At 40.6% G+C, this 24,089-nt stretch carries 24 protein-coding genes and 2 pseudogenes; 22 read left to right on the top strand and 4 right to left on the bottom strand.

Annotated elements, in window-relative coordinates; translation table 11 throughout:
• Positions 1-95 precede the first annotated feature (95 nt).
• The 9 genes and pseudogenes from gshA (at position 96) to HUZ36_RS18685 (ending at position 5,893) form a co-directional block, all read left to right on the top strand.
• A complete protein-coding gene (gene gshA / locus HUZ36_RS18725) occupies positions 96-1,673 on the top strand; it encodes a glutamate--cysteine ligase (protein WP_176033668.1) in 1,578 nt (525 codons plus the stop codon).
• Positions 1,674-1,789: 116 nt separating this feature from the next.
• Positions 1,790-2,398, top strand: coding sequence for a transglycosylase SLT domain-containing protein (locus tag HUZ36_RS18720; RefSeq protein ID WP_125254238.1), 609 nt, complete (start codon positions 1,790-1,792; stop codon positions 2,396-2,398).
• Between the two features lie 30 nt (positions 2,399-2,428).
• Positions 2,429-2,512 (top strand): annotated as a pseudogene (locus tag HUZ36_RS21900) (transposase); the annotation flags it as partial.
• Between the two features lie 395 nt (positions 2,513-2,907).
• Complete coding sequence (locus HUZ36_RS18710; RefSeq protein ID WP_128731392.1) at positions 2,908-3,447, top strand: hypothetical protein; 540 nt, start codon at positions 2,908-2,910, stop codon at positions 3,445-3,447.
• Between the two features lie 113 nt (positions 3,448-3,560).
• Positions 3,561-3,896: a hypothetical protein gene (locus HUZ36_RS18705; RefSeq protein WP_176033673.1), complete on the top strand. Its 336-nt coding sequence runs from the start codon at positions 3,561-3,563 to the stop codon at positions 3,894-3,896.
• A gap of 80 nt (positions 3,897-3,976) precedes the next feature.
• Positions 3,977-4,153 carry a hypothetical protein gene (locus tag HUZ36_RS18700; RefSeq protein ID WP_167508207.1) on the top strand — a complete coding sequence of 59 codons (177 nt, stop codon included), beginning with the start codon at positions 3,977-3,979 and terminating at the stop codon, positions 4,151-4,153.
• Positions 4,154-4,333: 180 nt separating this feature from the next.
• Positions 4,334-4,651 carry a hypothetical protein gene (locus tag HUZ36_RS18695; protein ID WP_167508208.1) on the top strand — a complete coding sequence of 106 codons (318 nt, stop codon included), beginning with the start codon at positions 4,334-4,336 and terminating at the stop codon, positions 4,649-4,651.
• 123 nt (positions 4,652-4,774) lie between these two features.
• Entirely contained in the window at positions 4,775-5,647 is an 873-nt protein-coding gene (locus HUZ36_RS18690) for a trypsin-like serine protease (RefSeq protein WP_176033667.1), read from the top strand.
• Positions 5,648-5,746: 99 nt separating this feature from the next.
• The gene (locus HUZ36_RS18685) at positions 5,747-5,893 is read left to right on the top strand and encodes a hypothetical protein (RefSeq protein ID WP_176033666.1); all 147 of its coding nucleotides are present in this window, start codon (positions 5,747-5,749) and stop codon (positions 5,891-5,893) included.
• Positions 5,894-6,385: 492 nt separating this feature from the next.
• Here HUZ36_RS18685 and HUZ36_RS18680 read toward each other — a convergent pair whose 3' ends face one another.
• On the bottom strand, positions 6,386-7,663 hold the full coding sequence (locus tag HUZ36_RS18680) for an HlyC/CorC family transporter (protein ID WP_176033665.1): 1,278 nt from the start codon (positions 7,661-7,663) through the stop codon (positions 6,386-6,388).
• Between the two features lie 68 nt (positions 7,664-7,731).
• A complete protein-coding gene (locus HUZ36_RS18675; protein WP_125254077.1) occupies positions 7,732-8,538 on the bottom strand; it encodes a cytochrome C assembly family protein in 807 nt (268 codons plus the stop codon).
• Between the two features lie 208 nt (positions 8,539-8,746).
• Between HUZ36_RS18675 and ffh the strand changes: the two genes are divergently transcribed.
• Complete coding sequence (gene ffh / locus HUZ36_RS18670) at positions 8,747-10,126, top strand: signal recognition particle protein (protein WP_125254078.1); 1,380 nt, start codon at positions 8,747-8,749, stop codon at positions 10,124-10,126.
• A gap of 49 nt (positions 10,127-10,175) precedes the next feature.
• Here the strand turns inward: ffh and HUZ36_RS18665 are convergent, their stop codons facing one another.
• Positions 10,176-11,891, bottom strand: coding sequence for a tannase/feruloyl esterase family alpha/beta hydrolase (locus HUZ36_RS18665; protein WP_254879590.1), 1,716 nt, complete (start codon positions 11,889-11,891; stop codon positions 10,176-10,178).
• Between the two features lie 255 nt (positions 11,892-12,146).
• On the opposite strand from HUZ36_RS18665, the gene rpsP reads away from it, so the two are divergent.
• The 8 genes from rpsP to HUZ36_RS18625 all read left to right on the top strand — a co-directional run bounded on the left by rpsP (position 12,147) and on the right by HUZ36_RS18625 (position 19,923).
• Complete coding sequence (gene rpsP, locus HUZ36_RS18660) at positions 12,147-12,395, top strand: 30S ribosomal protein S16 (RefSeq protein WP_017216164.1); 249 nt, start codon at positions 12,147-12,149, stop codon at positions 12,393-12,395.
• Between the two features lie 17 nt (positions 12,396-12,412).
• Entirely contained in the window at positions 12,413-12,946 is a 534-nt protein-coding gene (gene rimM / locus HUZ36_RS18655) for a ribosome maturation factor RimM (protein WP_176033664.1), read from the top strand.
• Positions 12,946-13,713: a tRNA (guanosine(37)-N1)-methyltransferase TrmD gene (trmD, locus tag HUZ36_RS18650; protein ID WP_176033663.1), complete on the top strand. Its 768-nt coding sequence runs from the start codon at positions 12,946-12,948 to the stop codon at positions 13,711-13,713. Before rimM ends, trmD begins: the two co-directional genes overlap by 1 nt.
• 33 nt (positions 13,714-13,746) lie before the next feature.
• On the top strand, positions 13,747-14,106 hold the full coding sequence (gene rplS, locus HUZ36_RS18645) for a 50S ribosomal protein L19 (RefSeq protein ID WP_125254081.1): 360 nt from the start codon (positions 13,747-13,749) through the stop codon (positions 14,104-14,106).
• Between the two features lie 212 nt (positions 14,107-14,318).
• Complete coding sequence (gene tyrA, locus HUZ36_RS18640) at positions 14,319-15,467, top strand: bifunctional chorismate mutase/prephenate dehydrogenase (protein WP_176033662.1); 1,149 nt, start codon at positions 14,319-14,321, stop codon at positions 15,465-15,467.
• A 694-nt stretch (positions 15,468-16,161) separates the two neighbouring features.
• Entirely contained in the window at positions 16,162-18,171 is a 2,010-nt protein-coding gene (locus tag HUZ36_RS18635) for a methyl-accepting chemotaxis protein (RefSeq protein WP_176033661.1), read from the top strand.
• Between the two features lie 172 nt (positions 18,172-18,343).
• Entirely contained in the window at positions 18,344-18,871 is a 528-nt protein-coding gene (locus tag HUZ36_RS18630) for a hypothetical protein (RefSeq protein ID WP_176033660.1), read from the top strand.
• 590 nt (positions 18,872-19,461) lie between these two features.
• Positions 19,462-19,923 carry a GNAT family N-acetyltransferase gene (locus HUZ36_RS18625; protein WP_176033659.1) on the top strand — a complete coding sequence of 154 codons (462 nt, stop codon included), beginning with the start codon at positions 19,462-19,464 and terminating at the stop codon, positions 19,921-19,923.
• A 28-nt stretch (positions 19,924-19,951) separates the two neighbouring features.
• Here HUZ36_RS18625 and HUZ36_RS21810 read toward each other — a convergent pair.
• Positions 19,952-20,098, bottom strand: a pseudogene (locus HUZ36_RS21810) (IS110 family transposase); the annotation flags it as partial.
• Between the two features lie 61 nt (positions 20,099-20,159).
• Here HUZ36_RS21810 and HUZ36_RS18620 point away from each other — a divergent pair.
• From HUZ36_RS18620 to HUZ36_RS18605, 4 genes are all read left to right on the top strand, one after another.
• Positions 20,160-20,561, top strand: coding sequence for a VOC family protein (locus tag HUZ36_RS18620; RefSeq protein WP_147388849.1), 402 nt, complete (start codon positions 20,160-20,162; stop codon positions 20,559-20,561).
• Between the two features lie 50 nt (positions 20,562-20,611).
• Positions 20,612-21,616: a hypothetical protein gene (locus HUZ36_RS18615; RefSeq protein WP_176033658.1), complete on the top strand. Its 1,005-nt coding sequence runs from the start codon at positions 20,612-20,614 to the stop codon at positions 21,614-21,616.
• A gap of 270 nt (positions 21,617-21,886) precedes the next feature.
• Positions 21,887-22,636 carry a type 1 glutamine amidotransferase domain-containing protein gene (locus HUZ36_RS18610; protein WP_176033657.1) on the top strand — a complete coding sequence of 250 codons (750 nt, stop codon included), beginning with the start codon at positions 21,887-21,889 and terminating at the stop codon, positions 22,634-22,636.
• 133 nt (positions 22,637-22,769) lie between these two features.
• Entirely contained in the window at positions 22,770-23,900 is a 1,131-nt protein-coding gene (locus tag HUZ36_RS18605; protein WP_176033656.1) for a serine hydrolase domain-containing protein, read from the top strand.
• Positions 23,901-24,089 lie beyond the last annotated feature (189 nt).

Genomic DNA, 24,089 nt, shown 5'->3' with positions numbered 1-24,089 from the left:
GACAGTGAGCCTCACTCTTTTTATCAACACCCTTGGTATAAACTAATTTCGACCCCATAAACTTGAAATTGGCCTGTAGGTTCGAGGAAGAATTTTTGAAACAATTAGACTTAAACACTAAGCTGGATTTGTTGTCTGGCGGTGTACATCGCGGCGCTTTTAAGGGTATCAAAAGAGGTATCGAGAGAGAGGCCTTGAGGATCCAAGAGTCAGGAAAGATAGCAAAAACTCCACATCCAGAAAAGACTGGCCATGCTCTAACTAATGGTCATATTACCACGGATTTCTCTGAATCCTTATTAGAGTTCATTACTCCAGTCAGTGAAAATCCTGAAGAGACGCTAGCGCAGTTGTCTGATTTACAGAAATTTACGCTAGCCAATATGGGCGATGAGTTATTATGGCCTTTATCTATGCCATGCTTCATTGAAGATGAAGAAGATATTGTATTGGCGCAGTTTGGTACTTCCAACATTGGGAAGATGAAAACGCTGTATCGTGAAGGGTTAAAAAACCGCTATGGTAGTATGATGCAGGCCATTGCTGGGGTGCATTTTAATATCTCTTTTCCCGAGCAAGTATGGCAAAGCCTGCAATCCATATCAGAAGATAAACAAGCTCAGCAAACGTTTATCTCACAACAGTATTTAGGCTTAATTCGCAACTTTAAGCGTGAAATGTGGCTGATCAGTTATCTCTTTGGTGCTTCACCGGCGCTGTGCCCATCATTTTTGCAAGGTAAGAAAAGCGACCTACCATTTAAGACACTAGAAAACGGTGCTATTTACTTAGAATATGGTACTGCGTTGAGACTAGGTGATTTAGGTTATACCAATAGCGCGCAAAGCTCGCTGAAAGTGATGTATAACGACTTGGATGAGTATATCGCTGGACTTAGAGAAGCGATTAGATGTCGCTCTGATTTATATCATGAGATCCCAGACTACCGTGCAGCAGAGCCAAAGCAGTTAAATCGTAATATTCTACAAATAGAAAACGAATTCTACTCGCCAATTAGACCAAAGCGTAATGCGAAATCGGGTGAAACGCCAACTCAGGCACTAGAACGTGGTGGCATTGAGTACATCGAAATCCGTGCCTTAGATGTTAACCCATTTGAACATACCGGTATTAGCCTTGAACAAATTCATTTCTTGGATGTCTTCTTAACTTACTGCTTATTAAAGCCAAGTGCTGAGTTGACCTTTGATGCGCAAAAATTAGCAGGTAAAAACTTACGTCAGGTAGTAAACCAAGGGCGCTGTACTGAGCTTGAATTGGAAAGAGAAGGTGTACCAGTCACAGTAAAGCAGTGGGGGTCAGAGATCTTCGCTGATTTAGGTCGTGTCGCACGGATGTTAGATTCTAATAGTGGTAAATCTGTTTACGTAGAAGTAATTGAAAAGCTATCGCGTGCGATAGAGGCACCTGCACTGACCTTTTCAGGACAGTTGCTATCGCAATTACAAAACCGAACCCTTGAACAGGGGTCAATGGGACTTGAGCTTGCAAACAACTATAAGCAGCTGCATCAAGACGTAGAATATGGTTACTATGATGAAGCAGAACTTGCAGCATTTGCGCAGCAATCATTTGAGGATGAAGAAGCAGTAAGAGCTGGTGATACAGTTGATTTTACCAGTTTCTTAGATGATTATTTTTCTCGAGCATAAAAAAGCGCAGCCATAGGGCTGCGCAAATAAATTTCAGGGATGAAACAATGCTAAACTGCTGCATTCATAAGTTCAGACCAATGCAAATTGTTAAAGTTCATTAGGTTTCGAAAAAAATGCAAAAAAAATTAATTTTAGTTAGTCTTATTGCTGTTTTATCTGGATGTGCGACTGCACCACCAAAGCAACCTCATGATATTTGCAAGATTTTTGAGGAAAAAGAAGATTGGTACTATGACGCTCGAGATGCCCAAGAAAAATGGGGATCGCCCAAACATGTTCTGATGAGCATGATGTTTCAGGAAAGCTCTTTTCGTCATGATGCTGCACCTCCGATGGAATATTTCCTTTGGTTTATTCCCATTGGCCGTGCCAGCTCAGCTTATGGCTATTCTCAGGCCAAAACTCCCACCTGGTCAGACTATATTAGAGAAACGGGTAATTCTGGGGCAGATCGTGATGACTTCGACGATGCTATCGATTTTATGGCTTGGTTCGTTTACAAAACCAATAAAGTAAATGGTGTGTCTAAGTGGGATGCTTATGCGCAATATTTAAATTACCATGAAGGTTGGGGTGGCTATCGCCGTGGCACCTATAAAAAGAAAAAATGGCTCATGCAGGTCGCTAATAAAGTGAAACATCGCGCGGCAAGATACGCCGTTCAGCTAAAACGCTGTGAAGATGATTTAGATAAAAACTGGTTCGAAAGGCTATTTTCTTAGAGGCGTGTTTTCCTTATTTTAGAAAAGGTGATAGCGCATACTTGGAGGCAAAATTTAAGTCAGCATATTCACTTATATTGTTTAATCCCTGCCGGTACGCTCGATAAGGTTCAATGAAGTGAGATAGAAAAAGGCTATCATTTCTATTTCACTTTGATAACCCTAAAAGTTATCTTGCTTTTTACACAATTCCTTATGATCCAGACGTTACAAATATTACTTCCTATAGATTTAAAGTATAATATTATGCCCAGTTAGCTTAATATTATGTGCAAATTACATTGATAAGTATTCTGATGAGCAACATATTCAACAGAAATTTGAAACTTTTGATATTAAAGAATATGTGGCAAAAACAAAAAGTTAACAATGCTGTAAAGCCAAGGACACAAAACAGCAGACTCGCGCTCCTTCGCCGCCAGCTTTAGCCAACTATTAACCGCCGCTTTTAGGGGCGTTGTTTTCAATCGGGTTCTAATCATACATTCGAAAAACAAAAAGGCAGAAAAATGAAAAAAGTAGTATTAGCAGCAAGTATTTTAGCATTAAGTGCGTGTTCAACAATGCAACCGCCACGCTACGCTGTTTCTGTAGATAATATTCAAACTTTAAAAAGTCTAACGGAGATTAAAGGCGAATTTGCATCATTAAATCAACCTGCAAAATTTAGTTCAAATTGTCGTCTAATGGGGCCAATTGAACCTGCGGATGGTTTATCGATTCCGCAATTTATTACTAAAGCTTTCAATGATGAATTGAAGATGGCTGATAAATATTCAAAAGATAATGTTAAAATTACGGGTGATATTACAAAAATTGAATTTTCATCAATTTCAGGTTTAACCAGTGGGTATTGGGAAATTGGTCTCAAATTGAAATCAACGAATGGAACTAATTTAACTGTTAATAATAAATATTCATTTAAGAGTGGTTTTGACGCAATCACTGCGTGTAATGCTACAGCAGATGCCTTATCCCCAGCAGTACAAGATTTAATTAAAGCAACAGTCAATCACCCTGAATTTTCAAAATTAATGCAAGAAAGCTAATAAGGTGCTCAAACGGAAAAATTACAGTTGGCTAGCGCTCCGGGCAGTTTAGTCGAACTGTATTTTTCCGCTTATCTTAGCGTTAGCTGTACAAGGAAAACCGAGTAGTGGAAATGTTCGTAGAAATTATCAAAAATATGTATGGGATATCACTGGCTGAGTTAGCAGTGATGATAGTAGATACTTTTACTTATTTAATTGCTCTTTTCATAGTACTCTTCGCATTTGTTAAGCTCGATAAAGTTACAAAAAGTAAGCATGCCAAAGGAGTTAAAATCTCTATTGTTGCTACAATTTTCTCTTCGTTTGTAGCGAGCTCAATTGTAGAGAATTCTGAAGAGCTTGGCTTAATTGAGGTTTCGGTATTTCTTATACCCTCCATTTTCACACTATTAGCCGCAGTTTGTTTTTATCGGTTTGCTAAAGAAGTTCTGGTAAAGTACAGTTAACAAAGCCGTTTACAGCAAGGGTTATGTTGTACGGAAAATAAGCTCAGAAATTAATATAAGATTAAATAAAAAGGAGCTTTATGAAAGCAGCTATGAATGAATTAAAAAATGAGGCAAAAGCTAAATTATTGTTTTGGAATAAGATTGACAGCAAAGCAATTAAGGTTGGTCTCGTATTTGTTTTTATTGGTTTAATCGCTTTAAAAGTGTTTACCACCGCACTTACTTTTGACTGGCTGAAAAATTTATTCGCTTAATTAACTCGTGGCTAAGTATGACATAACGAGCTGTTCAAGTGAGACTGCTAGCATTTGGTTCGGGTTCGCCTCGCTACACATTTTAGTCAAATATTATCAGCCCCGTAACAGGATGTCATGTTTCTAGGCAAATATACTCAAGCTTTTAGTTGTGCTTACATTTTAACAAGTTGGAATGTTGTGGCGTCTTATACCTTACATATTGAGCGTGAAAACCAAATCTCTGAGACCGAATGGCTCGCAATTTGTGAAAGTGACTCATCGTTAACGGTTCAGCATGTTGCTATAACCACGAACCCACAGACGGGAGAAGCTATTGAAATTCAAACACCAAACAGTTGCATCTGGACGAGCCCAATATTAAGAAGAAAGTACAACTTTAGTTATACTAATGGCAGTATCACCTTCGGTAGCGATAAGGCTCAAATTAAAAAAGCTAAAAAACTAGCTCAGCTACTTAGTGCAAAAGTCATTGGTGATGAAGGCGAAGAATATTAGGAATATAAAAAGTTAATTAAAAAGTGGACGTAAAACCGTAGGCTTGCGCTCACTCTTTGCGTTGTAAAGCCAGCTATTTTACGCCATTTATTAACGCGTCAGTACTTACTCAAAGGAATAAGCATGATTAAAATACTTACTATTACATTCCTTATAATTTCATTCGCTTGCCCTGCAGTTGTTAAACGACATGATGTTCAGCCAGAAATGTATGAAGTTAAAAAGATCCCTGATTTTTTTATTGATATGCCGCATGAAGGAGCTGCTGTTCTTATTGATAAATACTGGTTGGTCACTGCTGCGCATGTAGTCTTTTACGATTATCACGATAAACCTATAATGCTGCACGGCGTAGAAAATAGAATTGAAAGGGTTATCTTTCATCATGGATACAAAGAAGATCCAGGTAATTGGGGGCCAGGAGCTGCTAAGCCATTAATAGATTTTTTGAGCAGTCGAGATGATATAGTGCTACTCAAATTAGCTGAACCAGTTGAACACTTAAAACCTATATCTCGATACTATGATAATAAAGAAATAGGTGAGGAAGTCACGATATTTGGTAGGGGAGCAACTGGCACAGGTCTGACGGGAGAAATATTGACAACTAAAGCGCCTTCTCTTTGGGAAAGTATTTCAAACACGATAAGATCTCCGTTTACAGATCTAGACGAAACTCAAGCTAATAGAACACTCAATAATTATAAAAATATTATAGAGTCAGCAAATGAAAGCTGGCTTATGTTCCGGTTCGATAAAGCTGATGATGCACTTCCTCTAGAAGGTAATGTTGGTTCTGGTGATAGTGGAGGTCCTGCAATTATGATACGAAATGGCATACCTTTGCTGATCGGATTAGCAAGCTGGCAAGAGTACGAAGGTGATTTAGAGGGGTATGTCGGAGGAAAGTATGGCGCTGTTTCCGTATTTGTCAGGATTTCGTCATACAATCAATGGATCGATAAAACAATTTTGGCATACAGAAACAAAACCTAGCAAGGGTTTTTAAGTTGGACTCGAAACAGTTTGATCTGTTTCATTTCATACTTTGACAAGCTACTACTTGCCGCTTAAAGCGGCGTTAGGATTCTCTTTATGATAAAAATGCTACGTATGAGTATTTTATCTTTTCTGTTTGTACCTCTCACTCCATTTGCTAATGGGTTAGAAATTCAAGATATGAAAACAGTCAACTATCGAGATGCCATTTCATTTCAAATCCTCACGAACTGGGAAGTCTAGGACGAGTTTGGCGTCCAGGGCACATTTTATGAAGACCTGCCTGATACTGGGACTTTAAGGATTAGCGTATTTGAATTTACCAGCAATTCTGAGGAGGAAAGAAATACAAAAATAAGAGATACTTACTTCCCGGCACTGTTGAAATGCTCATTACAGTTACAGCACTGAATGAGAGCTTGTTGACACACCATGAGAATTCTAACAAGTGGCTGAATAGAGATTATCAGAGCAAGTCATGTCTCTGCCTTAACAACTGTCACGCTATACTCAGTTAACTCGTTAGTCACGCGTTACTTTACAAAAAATAGCGATTAATTAGCCTAAATGCGTTCATTGTAGTGATTAAGGTGATGTGGCATTAGTATTGCGAGCGTTACACCTTGGTTGGGCCTTTTGACTTCCTGCAGTAATGGCTTTTGATAGTATGGTAACAAAGCCTAGCAGATACAGCTAAGTACAAATAAGGCGAGCTAACTAGCTCGCCTTTTAGTATTAGCTGTGTTTTGTTGCTTCAGTCTCTAGTGAGACCTTTACTTGCTTAATCATGTTCTCTTTGATCTCAACCACTTCCATACGATAGTTGTCGACACGTAAGCTTAGCGGGGCATCAGGAATGTCTTCGAGGTACTCGACAATCAAGCCGCTTAGGGTTTTAGGGCCTTCTGTAGGTAAGTCCCAATCCATCTCTTTGTTTAAGTCACGAATGTTGACACTGCCTTCTACCATTACTGTGCCGTCGTGTTGCATGTTGACGTCTTCACTCGGTGCACGCGTCTGCGTTGTCGTAAAGTCGCCCACAACTTCCTCAAGTATATCCTCAAGCGTTACTAGGCCTTGAATATCACCATACTCGTCAACCACAAGCCCGATGCGTTCTTTTGCTTCTTGGAACTTGATGAGCTGAGTATTTAACGAGGTATTCTCTGGGACATAGTAGATTTCTCGCACTGCTCGCAGTAGCGATGGCTTATCAAATTGTTCTTTGGTCAGTAGGCGTAGTGCATCTCTGGCATGAATAAAGCCTACTGCATCATCAATTTGGTCACGGTAAAGTAGTACACGGGTGTGCTGAGCATTGGTTAAATGACGGGCAATGTCTTTCCACTCGTCGTTAATATCAATGGCATTGATTTCACTTCGTGGGATCATGATGTCTTCCACAGTAACATGATCTAAATCGAGAATAGAAGTCAGCATATTTTGGTGGTTGGAAGGCAACATTGCACTGGACTCATTCACCACGGTTTTTAATTCTTCTTTACTGAGACTATGCTCTTCAATTTCTTGTGGTGTGATACCAACCAAACGTAGCATGCCGTTGGTGATCCAATTGGTTGCAACAACCAAAGGGAATAGTACTTTCAATAATACTTTAAGAATAACAGAGCTAGGGAATGCGACTTTTTCTGGATATAGCGCAGCTAATGTTTTTGGTGTGACTTCAGCAAAAATAAGCACCACAAGTGTAAGACCGAAAGTCGCGACAGCAATACCCATGTCGCCATAAAGGCGTAATCCGATAATTGTTGCGACCTGAGCGGCGGCTATGTTGACAAGGTTATTTCCGATCAGGATCAGACCAATCAGTCTGTCTGGACGGTTGAGGAGGTTACTTACACGCTTCGCGCCACGGTGATTCTCTTTTTCAAGATGTCGCAGGCGAATACGGTTGATTGACATGATACCGGTTTCTGAACTAGAAAAATAAGCCGACATCAAAATGAGCACACCGAGTATAATAAACAAGGCGCTGGTCGATATGTCTTCCAACAGTGGATCCCTTTTTTACTTACGAAAGCGTATTAAGCGTTAGTGAGTTACGATAGTCAAGTTAAAGTTTAAAACCTGCCTAAAATCACTTCTTGTATAAAGCGACTACCAAAGTACCCAAGCGTAACGACACCAGAAGCGGTGATGATAGAGATAACAACCGGCTTACCACGCCATCCAAACACACGATGTCCAAAAGCTATTACTACATAGATAAGCCAGCCCACGATAGACAATATGGTTTTATGGATAGTCTCTTTGGCGAACATGCCGTCTAAAAAGTAAAAACCAGAAGCCAAAGCTAGCGTAAGTAGTCCAGTGCCCACAAACAATAGCTGATAAAGCTGCCTTTCTACCTGCATAAGCGGTGGTAAGTGGCTAGTCATAATGGCCAAGTCTCTTTGTTTTAGACGCTTATCGATAAACATAAACTGGATAGCGTAAAGCGTCGCAATAATAAGTACGCAGTATGCCAATAGCGATAATGAAATATGTAGCACTAAGCCAATATCTACGTTTATGGTATCCATAATAATATGATGCGGGATAAACAGACTAGCTAAGAGTAAAATCGCCGCAAATCCATACACAACGGGAAGCAGTAAGGTTGCAGGAAAACGCAAAGATACCGTGGTTACTGAAACCACAATAACCCAGCAGGTTAATAGTGCGACATTTACCGTGCTGAGGTCTTGACCTTGATGAGTAAATACTGAGTTTACCAACACAAGCATGTGGGTCAAAATAGCAACGGTACTTAGTATTAAAGTCTTCTTTTGATTAGGTCCTTGTTTGTCAAATAAGCGCGACAAAACATGGCTGGTGGCCATGGAATAAAAAAGGCAGGCGATTAATGACAAGCTAACAATCAACATAAAGATAAATGCTCAATTTTTTGGTTTTCCTTTATGGCTATTGTATTTAAAGCCACTTCGCTTGCATAGAGTTTTATTTCAATCTATTAACTTATTCTTATTTTAGTGCAATCAAAGCGTAAAAAGCAGAACAATCAGCTTGAATACTGTATTAGTCGCTCGCATATCAGTATAATGCCCGTTAATTTCGAGATTTTGGAACCGATACATGTTTGAAAACCTCCAGGAGCGTTTAGGAAAAACGCTCAAAAACATTAGTGGCCGTGGCCGATTAACCGAAGACAATATTAAAGAAACACTCCGTGAAGTCCGCATGGCGCTACTTGAGGCTGACGTTGCCTTGCCAGTTGTGCGCGACTTTGTAAAACAAGTAAAAGAACGTGCGGTTGGTGTTGAAGTCACAAAAAGTCTGAGCCCAGGCCAGGTTTTCATCAAGATTGTTCGTGAAGAACTTGAAAAGTCTATGGGTGAGGCCAATGAAGAGCTGAACTTAAATGCTCAACCGCCAGCGGTTGTGATGATGGCAGGCCTTCAAGGTGCGGGTAAAACCACCAGTGTTGGTAAGTTGGCTAAGTTCCTAAAAGAGCGCAAAAAGAAATCTGTGCTGGTGGTCAGTGCTGACGTTTATCGTCCCGCTGCTATCAAGCAGCTTGAAACTTTAGCCGCTGAAGTCGACGTCGAGTTTTTCCCTAGTGATATTTCACAAAAGCCAATTGATATCGCAACGGGTGCAATTTCTCACGCTAAGAAAAAATTTATTGATGTGGTACTTGTAGATACCGCAGGTCGTTTGCACGTTGATGCAGACATGATGGATGAAATCAAAGATTTACATGCTGCGATTAATCCTATCGAGACTTTATTTGTGGTCGACTCAATGACGGGTCAGGATGCTGCAAATACGGCAAAAGCGTTTGATGAAGCGCTACCGCTAAGTGGTGTGATCTTAACCAAAACAGATGGTGATGCACGAGGTGGTGCAGCATTGTCAATTCGTCACATTACGGGCAAACCTATAAAATTTATCGGTGTAGGTGAAAGGACGGATGCGCTTGAGCCATTCCATCCAGATAGAATTGCGTCTCGGATCTTAGGTATGGGTGATGTATTGTCCCTTATCGAAGAAGTAGAGATGAAAGTCGATAAAGACAAAGCTCAAAAAGTGGCTGAAAAAGTCTTTAAAGGCGATGGCTTCACATTGGAAGACTTTGCAGAGCAGCTACGTCAAATGAAAAACATGGGCGGTATGATGTCGATGCTAGACAAGCTTCCGGGCATGTCAAATCTTCCCGATGCAGTAAAAGGCCAAGTGAATGACAAGACCTTTAATCAAATGGAAGCCATTATCAGCTCAATGACACCTAAAGAGCGCGCGCGTCCTGAAATCATCAAAGGTTCTCGTAAGAAGCGGATTGCAGCCGGTTCTGGTACACAAGTACAAGACATCAACAAGCTGCTGAAGCAATTTACCCAAATGCAAAAAATGATGAAAAAGATGAAGGGTAAGGGCGGTATGATGAAGATGATGAAGAACATGAAAGGGATGATGCCACCGGGTATGTTCGGTGGTGGTGGACCTAAGTTCTAACACTGTTTATATTACAAAAGGCGAGCACCTCACTGCTCGCCTTTTTACTTTATCTAACTCGTTTGCCAATTATATCGCCGGACTCGTTAGAGGTAACGGATATTGATTTATTAGTAAAATCGGGCACAAAGGGTTTAAAGTTTTCAGCTTTTTTAGGATCACCACTACCGATGTACTGCGCCTCTTGCGGATATGAATATACTGGGCGGGTGAAAATAATATTACCCTGCGTATCTTCTTTTTGTGTCATCAGTGCATCTGGTGCTACCCCAGTATCTAGCCAGTGTTCTAACGCAGCTATGGCATCAAAGGTTTCAGCACCAGGCCCTTCAATACCACAATGAACAAGCCCAGGGGGTAAAAATAGCCGCGCAAAGTCGTATGTATTATCTTTGCCCATGTAGTTGATCACTGCGTTGTACCAGTCAATCGTTGCGTAAGCAGGAATTGCCGCATCTGACCATCCGTGTAGTACTATCATTTTGCCGCCGCTATTTCTAAATCCGGTCAGAACAGGGTGGTCAGCATCCATAAAGCTTGAAATAGACGAGAGTTCGCCGACTTCATTGTTATAAGAAAAACTTCTCCAATTGCCTTGGTGATATCTCTCTTGAGGAAACGCAAGGTATTTCAAATATTCGGTTGCGGCATAGTAGTGGTAAGGTTTGATAAATGGTGCTTCTGGGAATAGCCAACCTGTCCACTCCGGTTCAGAGCCATAAGGTAAGCCACCATAAATGGCGTTGCCCTGTTGGTCGTAGGAAGGGGCATATATTTCTTTGATTGCATTGGCCTGACGTGGTGTTAGACACTTACTAGAACTGTTGTTTTCACATATCAGCGTTTGCGGGTCAAAATCACAGCGTCTTGGATCGCTGATCAACCCATCAACCAAACCATCTTTATGATCGCAAGCTGCCATGACAGCCTGTGAGATAAAATCCGTGTAGCTGGCGTCGAGCAGTGCATTGTCGTTTTCATCCAATATTGCTTTGGCATTATCCATACAGTTGATCAGGTTGACTTTGGTGTAGTTAATTGTTGGTCCTCTGGCGATTACCCCATCAAAGTCGTTAGGGTAACGCTTAGCAGCCATGATGCCTGCATGACCTCCTTTTGAGCAACCTGAAATAAATGAGTAGGTTGGAGGCTTGGCATAAAAGCGTTCAATAATAGCTTTTGCCGCAACCGCTACCACATGATTTGCTCGATAGGCAAAATCTTCCTTTAATGACACATTATTTTTAGCCCACAAGCCATCAAATCCGGCTGCGGTATGGCCGCCATCATGAGACATGGTGGCGTAGTTACGTATGATCCCTGCCATCGTGGGGTAGTTTGATACTTCGCCACAAAAACCCATACAAGCATTGAGTAAAAAGCGTTTATTCCAAGCTTGATCCAGTGGCAATCTCAGCTGAAAGCGTATCGTTGGTGCTGCATAGCCTTCGACTAAACAGTGTGCAGGGAGCGTGTTTGTCCCTTTGGGGATTGGGGCACCTAATAACCGACTATATTTATACGTCCAAATCTCAGTATCGGCATCAAGGGTTTGGCTTGGGATATATTCAGCATTAGTAATACTTGTTGCCGCGTTACCATTTTCCAGTTGGGAGTAGTCACCAAAGCGTAATAGCTTACAGGCTGTCGCTGTGTCATTATTTGCGGCGAAAGCTGAGTGTGTGGTTAAACTGGCCGTACCAAGAAGAGCTACGCCGATGAAGCGCTGTGCTATGCGGTGTGTTTTCATCTTTATTCGGATCATGTGATTACTTTCCTTAATAACAAAAAATAACAGTGCGTTTTGACTTTTACCGTGCTTACATACCGTCTGTGCTTGTACCTAAAATGAGACGGTGGTGCTGAGGTAAACTTTACTTTTGCGTTTTGCTGAGCGAAATCTGCGCTTGGCTTTGGAATTTACTTGCATTGCGCGTGAAAATGCGTAAAATGCCCGAGCTTCCCGTAGTGGGAAGTACAAACTTATTAATGAAAACAGTCAATCTATGTAGAGGACGGTATGGTAACTATTCGTTTGCAACGTGGCGGCGCTAAAAAGCGTCCATTCTATCAAATCGTGGTTGCGGATAGCCGTTTCTCGCGTGACGGTCGTTTCATCGAGAAAGTAGGTTTCTTTAACCCGATCGCAGCAGGTCAGGAAGAAAAAGTACGTTTAGATTTATCTCGTGTTGATCACTGGGTAGGTCAAGGCGCATCTCTTTCAGATCGCGTTGCTAAGCTGGTTAAAGACGCTCGTAAAGCGGCTTAATAGGCGTAAGTGTAACCATGAGTCAAAGTAAAACCTCGACAATCGTTGTTGGTAAGCTTGGTGCTCCTTATGGCATCAAGGGTTGGCTTAAGGTGCATTCATTTACTGATGATCCCCAAGGGATCTTCGATTTCAGCCCATGGTTGATAGGGCAACAAGGTAAATGGCAAAACCTTGAAGTGAGCGACTGGCGTCGTCACAACAAGGGATATATCGCTAAATTTGCGCAAGTAAACGACAGAGATGAGGCAATGGCTTATACCAATGCGGAAATCGCTGTTTATGCTGAGCAGCTTCCTGAATTACCTGAAGGGGAGTTTTATTGGCGAGATCTTATCGGCATGTCGGTCGTAACAAATAAAGGATACGACTTAGGCGTAGTCGATGACTTGATGGAGACAGGCTCAAATGACGTTTTGGTTGTGAAAGCAAACAAAAAAGATGCGTTTGGGCAATCTGAAAGGTTAATTCCATTCTTAACAGACTCTGTTGTTTTGGACGTTAACCATGAAGAGAGAAAAGTTACTGTAGATTGGGATCCAGCGTTTTAATGAGTGATCAGCAAAAGCTATGGGTTGGGGTGGTTTCACTTTTTCCTGAAATGTTTGATGCGATAACTCAGCAAGGCGTAACGGGTCGAGCTGTGAAAAACGGCTTGATTGAGTTTAATTGCTGGAACCCCCGAGATTATGCCATTGACAAGCATAGAACTGTGGATGACCGACCTTATGGTGGTGGTCCTGGAATGCTAATGATGGTTGAGCCTCTCAAAAAAGCCATTCTTGATGCCAAAGCGGCAGCAGGTGGTGGTGCTAAAGTAATTTATATGTCCCCTCAAGGGCGAAAACTAGATCAGCAAGGTGCGTCAGAATTGGCGAAATCTGAAAAGTTGATACTAGTTGCGGGTCGTTATGAAGGTATTGATGAGCGGATCATCGAGTCTTTTATAGATGAAGAATGGTCCATTGGTGATTTTATACTGAGTGGCGGTGAGTTACCTGCCATGACATTAATTGATGCAGTCGCACGATTAGTGCCAGGCGTACTAGGTCACAACCAATCAGCTGAACAAGATTCATTCTCGGATGGCTTGTTAGATTGTCCTCATTATACTCGGCCGGAAACATTGGATGATAAAAAGGTGCCTGCTGTATTACTCAGCGGAAACCACCAAGAGATAGCCAAATGGCGCTTAAAGCAGTCTTTGGGTAGAACTTGGCAACGTCGTCCTGACTTGTTGCGTAACCTAGCTCTGACTGAGGAGCAGGCGGCATTACTTGCTGAGTTTCAGCAGGAGAATGACCAAGCTTGTGGCTAGAAGACAGTTACACCTAGGAATGTGAGAAATAAAATGGCAAAAGTAAACCAAAATATTATTAAAGAGCTTGAAGCTGAACAGCTTAAGCAAGACGTACCTGCGTTCGGCGCTGGTGATACAGTTGTTGTACAGGTACGCGTTAAAGAAGGTAACAAAGAGCGTCTACAGGCCTTTGAAGGTGTTGTAATCGCTAAGCGTAACCGTGGTCTACACTCATCTTTCACTGTTCGTAAGATTTCAAGCGGTGAAGGTGTTGAGCGTGTATTCCAAACGCACAGCCCTCTTATCAGCAGCGTAACAGTTAAGCGTCGTGGTGCGGTTCGTCGTGCTAAGCTTTACTACCTACGTGAGCGTTCTGGTAAATCTGCACGTATTAAAGAGAAACTTAACTAATACGTCGCATTTATCAAATGCAGATAAAACAGGCCGCTATATGCGGCCTGTTTTGGTTTTAGCCCTGCTCATTATTCCCATTCTGTAAATACTCACTCTCATATCACATCTTTTGTCATGATATTTTCATGGTAGCTTACTTTTAATGCGGCTTACTTCTTGTTAGACTCGGTGTATTATTTAATTTACTACTGTATATATAAGTTTACATCATGAATGGGGCTAATGATTTAGAAGCAATACGCGTTGCAATAGATGAGTGTGATAGCGAACTTGTCGCATTACTTGCAAAGCGTAAAGTATTGACCGAGCAAGTTGGAAAAATAAAACAGCAAAAAGGCGCGCCACTGCACGTGCCAAAGCGCGAGGCTGAGCTTATCAAAGCACGCCGTGTAGAAGCCGAGAACAAAGGGGTTAACCCTGACCTTGTCGAGGATATTCTGCGCAGAATGATGCGAGAAGCCTACGAAAACCAACAAAGTGAGCTTGCGTGTGCAGCACCAATAATGTCACCTATTGTGATCGTTGGGGGTCAAGGTGCCATGGGTAAACTGTTTGCGAAACAGTTTAAACGCTCCGGTTATGAGGTACGAATACTTGATAAAGATAATCAATCAGAGGCTACTGCGTTACTAAGTGATGCAAAACTGGTGTTGGTGAGCGTACCAATTAACGCACTAGAGCAAGTTGTTAATGCACTGCCTGCGCTACCTGATGATTGTATTCTCGCTGATATTACCTCGGTGAAACAAGCGCCGCTAAAAGTGCTATTGAACAAGCATAGCGGCCCTGTTGTGGGGCTGCACCCAATGTTCGGCCCTGATATATCACATTGGGTTAAACAGACCATAGTTGTGTGTGAAGGACGCATGCCAAAACAGTGTGAAGGGCTAATCAAACAGCTGAGAATTTGGGGAAGCCAGCTGGTGCCAATGGACGCTAAAAAGCATGATCAATCTATGCAGATTATCCAAGTTATGCGTCACTTAACCACTTTTGTATACGGGCAGTTTTTATCTAAGCAATGCCATTCACTGAAGGAGCTAAGAAGCTGCTCATCGCCAATTTACCAATTAGAATTGATGATGGTCGGGCGTCTATTTGCGCAATCGCCAGAGCTGTACTCTGATATTATGCTTGCGCAATTTAATGATGTTGAAGGGCTTTTAGCAAGCTATCAAGATACCTTCGAACAAACACTGACGAAGTTGCAGCAGGGCGACAAAGAAGGCCTAATGCAGTCTTTTTCAGAGGCCAAACAGTATTTCTCAGAAAGCGCGAAACACTTTCTATCACAAAGCCGCGGCCTGCTTAACAAGGCCAATGACGCTAAAGTGTTGGATTATGAGGAAAGTATTTAGCTTTTAGGTATGCCAGTTCAATGAGTTAAACATTATAGCTTTACACCGAAGCATTATGGACAACAATTTGAGCTGGTATGTAATACTTTGTTTGTTCTCAGGGCAAAGTAGTAACGGCTCTATCACGGCAAACGAATGTTGCGTAGGTGTGATTGATTTGTACATGAGGGTGTTTTTACCATGACAAACATCATAGCTTCAGAGTGCGTAATTACTGCTGGGTATCTTGGGTTTGTGGTGAAATATTTCTCGTGGTTCTCTAACTAGAAACTTGAATTTTTTAAACCATTATAGATAGCATTTACTCTAAAAGTTTCTTCCGAGTAACTTGCGTAAGTTACCGCTAACTTGATGACTACAGTATCATTTTATTTGGACTATATTAAATTATCAGTTCAAAAGGTTAATTATCTGTAAGGATTAGCCTTGCATTTATTGACAACAAACACTTCTAGAGACTATAAAAAGATAAATAAGTTTGAAGTAGAATCAATGATGCCTTTATATTTTTTCAGCGCTTATACTCGCCAGATTATCTCTTTACAACACTCAACGATAACTCTTTGCATGACATGTAGAGGTGATATTTCGCCATCCTGATCTTTTATTCCGGCTGTTTTTTGTATGCAACGGTGAACGTATAGTCATCATCGCTGTTAAATTTTTTGTTACTCCAACTTTTAGTGGTGGCATAATGTTTAAATCTCTCGCTCGTGTTGTTTCCAGCCATATGACGTTAATGGTATTGATGCCATGTATGTTACTTGGCGCTGTCATTTTTTATGATGTATCAGTATCTGCCAAAAGAATGAAGGACGCATATGACGCAGAGTATAATGCCTTTTTAAGCCATGCAGTTTTAAATGTGATCCATGAAACACAAAAAGAGCGGGGAGCATCAGCAGGCTTCATTGGCTCTCAAGGCCTTAAGTTTGAGCAAAACTTAAGGCTGCAACGTAATCTTACCGATAGTGCAATTGCAAAACTAAAGCAACAACAGCAAAAGTGGGATCTTATGCCAGAAATGGCACAAGAGCTGATAGAGTTTGAGAGTAAATTCTCTCGTTTATCTAGTGTACGTTCTAGTATCGATTCTCTTTCTATGCCTATTTCAGAAGCGCTAAAGTATTACACAGATATTAACCTAAAGGCTCTACATATCGTTATCAAGGCCTCGAGACTGAGCAACGATCACACTATATCTACTGAATTAGTCGCAATATATAACTTTTCAAATGCCAAGGAATCAGCTGGTATAGAGCGCGCCGTTTTGTCTAATGTGCTTAGTGCTAATACATTTACACCTTCACTGAAAAACAAATATGTTGCTCTGATAACCAAACAAGCCGTATACCTTGAAGAAGCGTTAGAAGCCTCTCCTCCACAAATGCGTGAATTATTCAAACAAGCGTTGAATCATTCATCGATGCGCACCGTTGACGTCTTCAGGCAAAGTGTGGCTGATAAAAATGACGGCTTTAACCTCAGCGCTGAAGCATGGTTTAAAGCTGCGACAGAGCGAATCAATATACTAAAAGAGGCAGAAGAAAAAGCATTAACATTGGTTGATAAAACAGCTATTGATATTCAACAGCATGCCGTGATGGTCTTGGTAGTAGAATTTATCATATTAATAATTGGCTTTTTTATTACTGCAGCATTGTTTTTTGCGATTCGCCTGCGTAAGCAACAATCAGCAATGATTGCTGAGGGTATTGAAATTGCTCGAGTCAAAAAAGACTTAGGTCATGAAATTAAAGTAGTCACCGAGGATGAGTTAGGGCAATCAGCAAAAAGCATTAACAATCTAACGAAGCAATTTGAGGACGATTTGGTTGAATTTGCTAGAGTCTCAATGGGCATAACCAATTCGTCAGAAGAGACAGCTACTGCCATTCAGCAAAGCCAAGATAACCTAATTAGTCAACAATCAGGGATCCAAACTATTGCATCTGCTTCAGAACAAATGAGCGCTAACATACAAGTCATTGCAAACTCCATGCATGAAAATGCCACCGCAGCTAAAACTGTGACACAAGAGTCTTTACAAGGACAGCAAGTTGTGGAGGATGCTGTAAATGTTATTCAGCAAGCATCAAATGATATGGAGCGATCCGCAACTACGGTGGATGAACTTAACAATCGAGTGGGTAGTATTTCATCGATGGTTGATATGATTAGAAGTATTGCTGAGCAAACAAATTTATTGGCATTGAATGCAGCTATCGAAGCTGCAAGGGCTGGAGAACAAGGAAGAGGTTTTGCTGTTGTTGCAGACGAGGTGCGCAGCCTTGCCAGTCGTACTCAAAACTCGACTGAAGAAATTTCCGCGCTCGTATCTGAGCTTCAAAGTAGTTCATCAGAAGCATCCAATGTTATCACTCAGGGCAAAGAAAACGCGCTAGAAGCTGCGGCACGTGCAAAAGAGATCAAAATAGCTTTGCAACAAATTGTTGAACAGGCACAACAAGTAGAGTTAGTCACAGAGTCTGTTTCAAACAACACGCAACAACAAAGCAATGCAATTGATGAGGTCAGCAAAAATATCTCTGCAATATTTGAAAAAGCCACGGAAAATGTATCCGGTGCAGAGCAGATAAGCATTGCCGCACGTGATATTGCAAGTGCAGCTAAAGTGATGGACAAGCTCATTGCTCAATATCAAGTGAGCCAAGTAGGAAAGCATCGTAAAAGAGAGTGTTAGTTACGATTGTAAAAATTTAATGCCGATATTCACCGTCATTTTGGCTATAAATCAATAAAGTTTGACGTGGGTATTCGTTATCTACTCTATTATAAAGTTGCTAGCTCCCATTAGGAAATGCAGAGGCTAGCACCATAAAATCATTATGTTTAGCAGATTTAGGGAAATAGCAATGTTTGCAAGCTTTCTAGTCCCATTATTAGCATTTTTAGCTACAGTGTTGTCTATTCGTGGTGAAACATGGAATTCTGCCGAGTCAGGAATCAGAAAAGTCACTGGGGTAGGCTGGCTTGCTTTTGGAGTGGCAGCTATAGCTCTCTTAACAGGTATTTGGACTGCAAAAGAACAATATCGTAAAGAAATGTATGGGAAGTATATTGCTTACTATGATTTTATCGATCCGCTGCTTAATCTAGAAAACTTGATGCAAGCAGGTGATTTCTCAGAAGACACTCTACAAAGCAGCGGTTTTATCCAGTACTGCCGTGAAGTTAGCGAGTTATATAAACACTGGAATACACGAGTACCTGGAGAAGTAATGACAACCATCGGTTCTTTAGGGCGTTGTGAAATATTTGAGGAGCCTATGGATGATGTCGGGTATGTAGTTACGTTGTCTTGGGTAAATGACCAGTTATGCCAAATCATGCAGGCTGCCGAAGTTAGTGGAAAATGTGACAAACGTGTCAATGCAGATTGAGCATGAAATTTGGCTAATAGACCACCATATCGTCATGAAAGGCCCAATATGTCCGCACTTGAAACCAAGTGTGACAGTGCTGAGGCCTTTTCTCGAACTTTTAAACAAAGTCCTTCAAAGTTTAGATAAGCTGCAATTAAACTTGGTTGTTATGACGTTTTCAATTTTTCACCACAAAATTTAGCAATGTAGACAAGACTTGCCGATATTATCAACTTTGAGCAGATTCAAATTGCTTTTTTTAGAGCACAAAGAGTCAGCAAAACGGATATTTGAAAGTGCAGGTAAGCTTATCGCTTGGCGACAACAATTTTTTGATGCTGATCCCCGTTGTTATCTGGCTTAAGGTCAATAATACAATACCAGCGAGATGCAACTTGTTCTTAACGAGCCAACTAATAGCTCGGATAAGTCGCTTTTGTGTGTAGCGGGCAATTTGTGTATTGAATTGCTAACCATCGACTGTTAACTTTCTAAAATTATTAAATAAAGCTCACTTGAATTTCATTTTTATTTATCTTTTGGGTAAGTGAGATATTCAAGAGTACACGCTAATGAGCAGTTGAGCGCCAAACGTAGCATGGAAGAATATGGAAATAATTGAACTAGATCCTAAGTCCGAAAGTGTGAAGTCGGTTGTAAATGAGATAGACGACTTGATGAACTCGCTTTATCCTCAGGAAAGCAATCAGTTGTTGTCGATTGAAGAGTTAATGAGCGACGATGTTTATTTTATCGGGGTCAAAAATGGTAAGGAAGTTATAGGTTGTGGGGCAATTGTTCGTAAATGCAACGATGGTATTTATGGTGAATTAAAGCGTATTTACGTAAAGCCAAATTATCGTGGTAAAGGAATTTCGAAATCGATAATGAATGCTCTGATAGCGTATGCTAAAGAAGAAAGGTTCCCAGCTATAAGGCTCGAAACAGGTATCAAGCAGTCTGAGGCAATCAATCTGTATGAAAAACTTGGTTTTAGAAAAAGAAAACAGTTTGGAAGCTATCTATATGATCCATTGAGTATTTATATGGAGCTTGAATTATGTGTCTAATAAGAGACCATGGCGTCAATAGCTAATTTTATGCTTGTGGTGCTTGCCACATTATCTCGTCTCTGAGTATCGAATTTAAGATCACAATTATCTTCCTAACACAGGCAATCAGTGCAATTTTTTGGTTTCCTGCAACCACCAATTTTAATGTTGACCTCACATTGTTATTAGACTGCCTACACTTTAACTGGGTATTATGCGCTTTTTTAAAAAGTCTTAAAATTGTGGAAAAGATCATGTCTAACACGGTTCAGCAGCAAATCGGAAACATCGCTTTAGTCGTTGAGAATTACGATGATGCGATAGAGTTTTACACGCAAAAACTTCAATTCACGCTAGTTGAAGATAGCGATTTAGGAGGCGGTAAACGCTGGGTTCAAGTCTCCCCTCCAAACTCCAATGGTACGAACTTACTGTTGGCTCAAGCGAGTACACCAGAACAAATGCAAGCAGTAGGAAATCAAACTGGTGGTCGTGTATTCTTGTTTCTACAAACAAATGATTTCTGGCGTGACTATGAGTCAATGAAGGCACAAGGTGTTATATTTAATGAAGAACCAAGAATTGAAGAATATGGCACAGTAGTGGTATTTCAAGATCTCTATGGTAACAAGTGGGATTTACTGCAACTAACATAGAGTCGTTAAGTAACACGTACATAACCTGAGGTTTGGATAAGGAGGTATCGGTGAATCGTTCCATTAAGTCAAAATTGCCCCTAATATTTCTTGTTTGTATTTCGTTATGGTGGGGGTTCTATTACCAATCTAATGGCTCGCTTACTGATTATGGCAGTGCAAATTTTGAATGGTTGTTTCTTTTAGATGCGTTGATTGTGCTGCCAATTATTTGCTTTTTTTGTATAGAAGATAGAAAAGAAGCCTTCTTAAAGTCGGTTATTTTAGTGTGTTTGGCTGTACTTATCGGCAGTTACATTATTCCCGAACAAAGTAAGCTCATTTGGCATTATCTTGAAAATGGGCGCTACGTTTTATTGGCTATCACGCTTGCTTTTGAACTAGCTGCAATTTTAACTGTATACCTTGCGATTAAAGCCGCCATTTGCAAGTCTGAAGACCCCGACCAAGCCATTGAAAAACCGATTAAAAAATATGTTGGTGACGGCCCTGTTGCAAAGTTACTGAGTTTTGAAACCCGAATGTGGACCTATGCGCTTTTTTCTAAGCGAGTGCAGCCAAAAAACTTCAGTGGCGAGCAGCACTTCACGTATCACAACAAAGATGGGGCACAAAGCAATCTGCTTGGTTTTATCTTTTTAATTGCACTTGAAGTGCCAATTGCACATTTATTGCTGCATTTTATCTGGTCTCCGTTTGCGGCAAATATCGTCACCTTGCTGACGATATTTAGCTTGGTATTTTTCTTTGCGGAGTACCGTGCTGTTGCAAAACGGCCTATTTCTTTGATGGGAAATCATTTACTCATTCGATACGGCCTTTATCAACCATTCGTTATACCGTTAAGTAATATAGCAAAAATTCAGAAGAGCACAGGGTTTGTGGGGCGCTCTAAGTCTATAAAGCGCTATAACTATTCGGGTTTCCCTAATGTTGAAATTACACTGGTAGAACCTGTGGGGAGTGTTAAAAGTGTTTTCATTGGGGTAGATAATGCCGAACAATTTATCTCAGCTTTATCAACTGAGGCATCACGTCTGGGAGCCGTTCGTTAAAGCCGACGTTATTGCCGTAAACTTCTAGATAATGCACGTGGTATATTCGTCCTTAAACAGAGTATGCCATCGTATCACTTGCGCTTTTCTGACAGGCACTTCGCCTTTTCACTATCAATATTTAAGCAATGTAAACATGAGTAATAATCACGCACTAGGTCACTTTAGCTAGTCACGATGGCATTAATTTCCCAGATTAATTCAGAATTTAAACCTTTTGCTCATTTGCCTCGTCTAAAGAATGATTTTAGTTATTTATAAAGGAAAACTATGAAATTCTTTATCGCTATTATGCTAGCAGCTGCCTTATCTGCTACCAGCGCCATAGCAGCGCCTACAAAGAAAATACTAATGGTGGCTTCTAATATGGTAGATATGGGAGACCCTGAAAAACATGATGCAAGAAACAACTTATGGGAATTTGCACCTCCGTATCATATTTTTGTTAGCCACGGCTTTGAAGTTGATTTTGTATCACCCAATGGCGGTGAAGTTAAGTTCATGATGGATCCGCTAGGGATAAGTAGTTACACCATCAAATATGAGGGCTTCTTAGAAAAAGCAAACAATTCACTCAAACCCTCTGAAATTGAACCGAATGACTATTGGGGAGTATTCATCGGTGGTGGCTACGGTGTCATGTTTGACGTTGCAGATAATAAAAAAATTCACTCCATTATAAGTAGTATCTATGAGTCAGGTGGTATGGTCGGTGTTGGTGGTCATGGTTCAGCAGGCATTGCAAACGTGACATTATCTAATGGGGAGTTTTTGGTGAAAGGGAAAAAAGTAGCAGGATTCCCTAACTCCACAGAACTATCTAAGCCATGGGCAAAGCAAGGAACACTTTTGCCTTTTCTTATTGAAAGTCAGCTTAATAAGAATGGTGCTATCGCTCAAAATAAGAAAACACTAAAAAATAAACACGCAGTGATCGCAGATCAACGGGTTATCTCAACAATGTTTTTACCCTCAGCCGCACTTGTCGCAAAGGAAATGATAATCTCAAAGCAGCAGTAACAGTGCTTAGCAAGCCAACTCAAAGAACAATAAACGGTTGGTATTGCTTCTTTGATGCTAATTTTAACCAGTTATTTTGTTGTCTCTGATTAGAGCGCTAGATGCCGGTTACACTTCAAATTTAGGAGTTTTTGTGAATCGATTAATAACCCGGTCTTTATCATTGATATTTGTCATCTCATTAATGGCAGTGTTGGCTTCTTGCGCAAGTTATGATGCCATTAATTTTGAGTCCAATACGAAAGCGGAAATCACAGAATTTATTGATGACAATCCTGGGCAGGTGGTCTCAATTTCTGTTGTAGATGCAGAGAATACTTACCAATATCACTTAGGGACGTTAAGGAATGGAGATACACCTGATAACCAGACAATATATGAAATTGCCTCTATAACTAAAACCTATACCGGTTTAGTTGTTGCTAAAGCCATTCAGGATGGGAAGGTTGAGCTTGATAAAGATATTCGTCATTACCTCAAAAATAATGAATACAAAAATTTAGAGCTGTCTAATCAATATATAACATTACGACACCTTATGACTCATACTAGTGGTCTCCCACAAGAGTTTGCTTACAACAGTGAAGACAAAGCTAAAGGCGTTGCAGTTGCTTTTGAAAAAATGTCAAATTATTCCAGAGATAATTACTTTGAGGATCTTAAAAAAGTAAAGCTGAATTCTATACCTGGTGAGGACTATTTGTATTCAAGCGTTGGTACTAATTTAGCAGGGTATATTCTGGAATCTGTTTATCAAAAACCTTTTGCTTTATTGGTTTCTGAATTCATCACAGCTAAGTCTAAAGAGCAGCACACGAAATTTAGAGGCACTCACTTTAAGCCAGGCGAAATTACTGTGGGTATAAGAGATGGTGAACAAGTGCCTCTGTCCAGTGCATATAGTTTTGCTGGGGGAGGGTTGACTACAAACGTTGAATCTATCACGCAGTATATTCAACACCAACTTTCGGCAGAGCCTGAGGTAGCTATTTCTCATCAACTTTTGAATGAAAGTTGGACGGGTCATGGTATGGCATTTTTTTGGTACACAAATAACTATGATTCAAATGAACAAGTTCTATACCATAGTGGTGGTTCAATGGGCACATCTAGCTGGCTTGCCATTTATCCGAAGAAAAAAATTGGTATTTTCATTGCAACCAATGTAGCTGGAAAAAATACTCAACCAAAGTTAGAAGCTATTTCAAATAAGGTTTTTGACCATTTAATTGAATATAAAAAAGCTTTAAAGTCTGAGCTGTAATCGTTGGCTTCGTTGTACGTTGTAGTCAACAACTATTCACCGCTTATTACGGCCTTAGCACGCCTTAATGATATACGAACCTATAGCATTGAAAATTAAGTCAGTATATAGGCCAGATCAAAGTACGGTGGTTGCTGACGCTCTCTCTAGACATTGGGTTAAAGATCATCGAGGGGTCAAGCTATTGGA

The sequence above is a fragment of the Pseudoalteromonas sp. McH1-7 genome, from assembly GCF_013366255.1.
In the GTDB taxonomy this organism is placed as follows: Bacteria; Pseudomonadota; Gammaproteobacteria; order Enterobacterales; family Alteromonadaceae; genus Pseudoalteromonas; species Pseudoalteromonas peptidolytica.
Note: the sequence above shows the minus strand (reverse complement) of the source record. Positions and strands in the feature narration are given on the sequence as shown.

Bases quoted from the DNA above. Each gene is read 5' to 3' on its own strand.
- rpsP (WP_017216164.1), top strand. From the start codon at position 12,147: ATGGTAACTATTCGTTTGCAACGTGGCGGCGCTAAAAAGCGTCCATTC.
- rimM (WP_176033664.1), top strand. From the start codon at position 12,413: ATGAGTCAAAGTAAAACCTCGACAATCGTTGTTGGTAAGCTTGGTGCT.
- HUZ36_RS18705 (WP_176033673.1), top strand. From the start codon at position 3,561: ATGTTCGTAGAAATTATCAAAAATATGTATGGGATATCACTGGCTGAG.
- HUZ36_RS18710 (WP_128731392.1), top strand. From the start codon at position 2,908: ATGAAAAAAGTAGTATTAGCAGCAAGTATTTTAGCATTAAGTGCGTGT.
- trmD (WP_176033663.1), top strand. From the start codon at position 12,946: ATGAGTGATCAGCAAAAGCTATGGGTTGGGGTGGTTTCACTTTTTCCT.
- HUZ36_RS18665 (WP_254879590.1), bottom strand. From the start codon at position 11,891: ATGATCCGAATAAAGATGAAAACACACCGCATAGCACAGCGCTTCATC.
- HUZ36_RS18610 (WP_176033657.1), top strand. From the start codon at position 21,887: ATGAAATTCTTTATCGCTATTATGCTAGCAGCTGCCTTATCTGCTACC.
- HUZ36_RS18675 (WP_125254077.1), bottom strand. From the start codon at position 8,538: ATGTTGATTGTTAGCTTGTCATTAATCGCCTGCCTTTTTTATTCCATG.
- rplS (WP_125254081.1), top strand. From the start codon at position 13,747: ATGGCAAAAGTAAACCAAAATATTATTAAAGAGCTTGAAGCTGAACAG.
- HUZ36_RS18635 (WP_176033661.1), top strand. From the start codon at position 16,162: ATGTTTAAATCTCTCGCTCGTGTTGTTTCCAGCCATATGACGTTAATG.
- HUZ36_RS18630 (WP_176033660.1), top strand. From the start codon at position 18,344: ATGTTTGCAAGCTTTCTAGTCCCATTATTAGCATTTTTAGCTACAGTG.
- tyrA (WP_176033662.1), top strand. From the start codon at position 14,319: ATGAATGGGGCTAATGATTTAGAAGCAATACGCGTTGCAATAGATGAG.
- HUZ36_RS18625 (WP_176033659.1), top strand. From the start codon at position 19,462: ATGGAAATAATTGAACTAGATCCTAAGTCCGAAAGTGTGAAGTCGGTT.
- HUZ36_RS18720 (WP_125254238.1), top strand. From the start codon at position 1,790: ATGCAAAAAAAATTAATTTTAGTTAGTCTTATTGCTGTTTTATCTGGA.
- HUZ36_RS18690 (WP_176033667.1), top strand. From the start codon at position 4,775: ATGATTAAAATACTTACTATTACATTCCTTATAATTTCATTCGCTTGC.
- HUZ36_RS18700 (WP_167508207.1), top strand. From the start codon at position 3,977: ATGAAAGCAGCTATGAATGAATTAAAAAATGAGGCAAAAGCTAAATTA.
- HUZ36_RS18685 (WP_176033666.1), top strand. From the start codon at position 5,747: ATGATAAAAATGCTACGTATGAGTATTTTATCTTTTCTGTTTGTACCT.
- HUZ36_RS18620 (WP_147388849.1), top strand. From the start codon at position 20,160: ATGTCTAACACGGTTCAGCAGCAAATCGGAAACATCGCTTTAGTCGTT.
- ffh (WP_125254078.1), top strand. From the start codon at position 8,747: ATGTTTGAAAACCTCCAGGAGCGTTTAGGAAAAACGCTCAAAAACATT.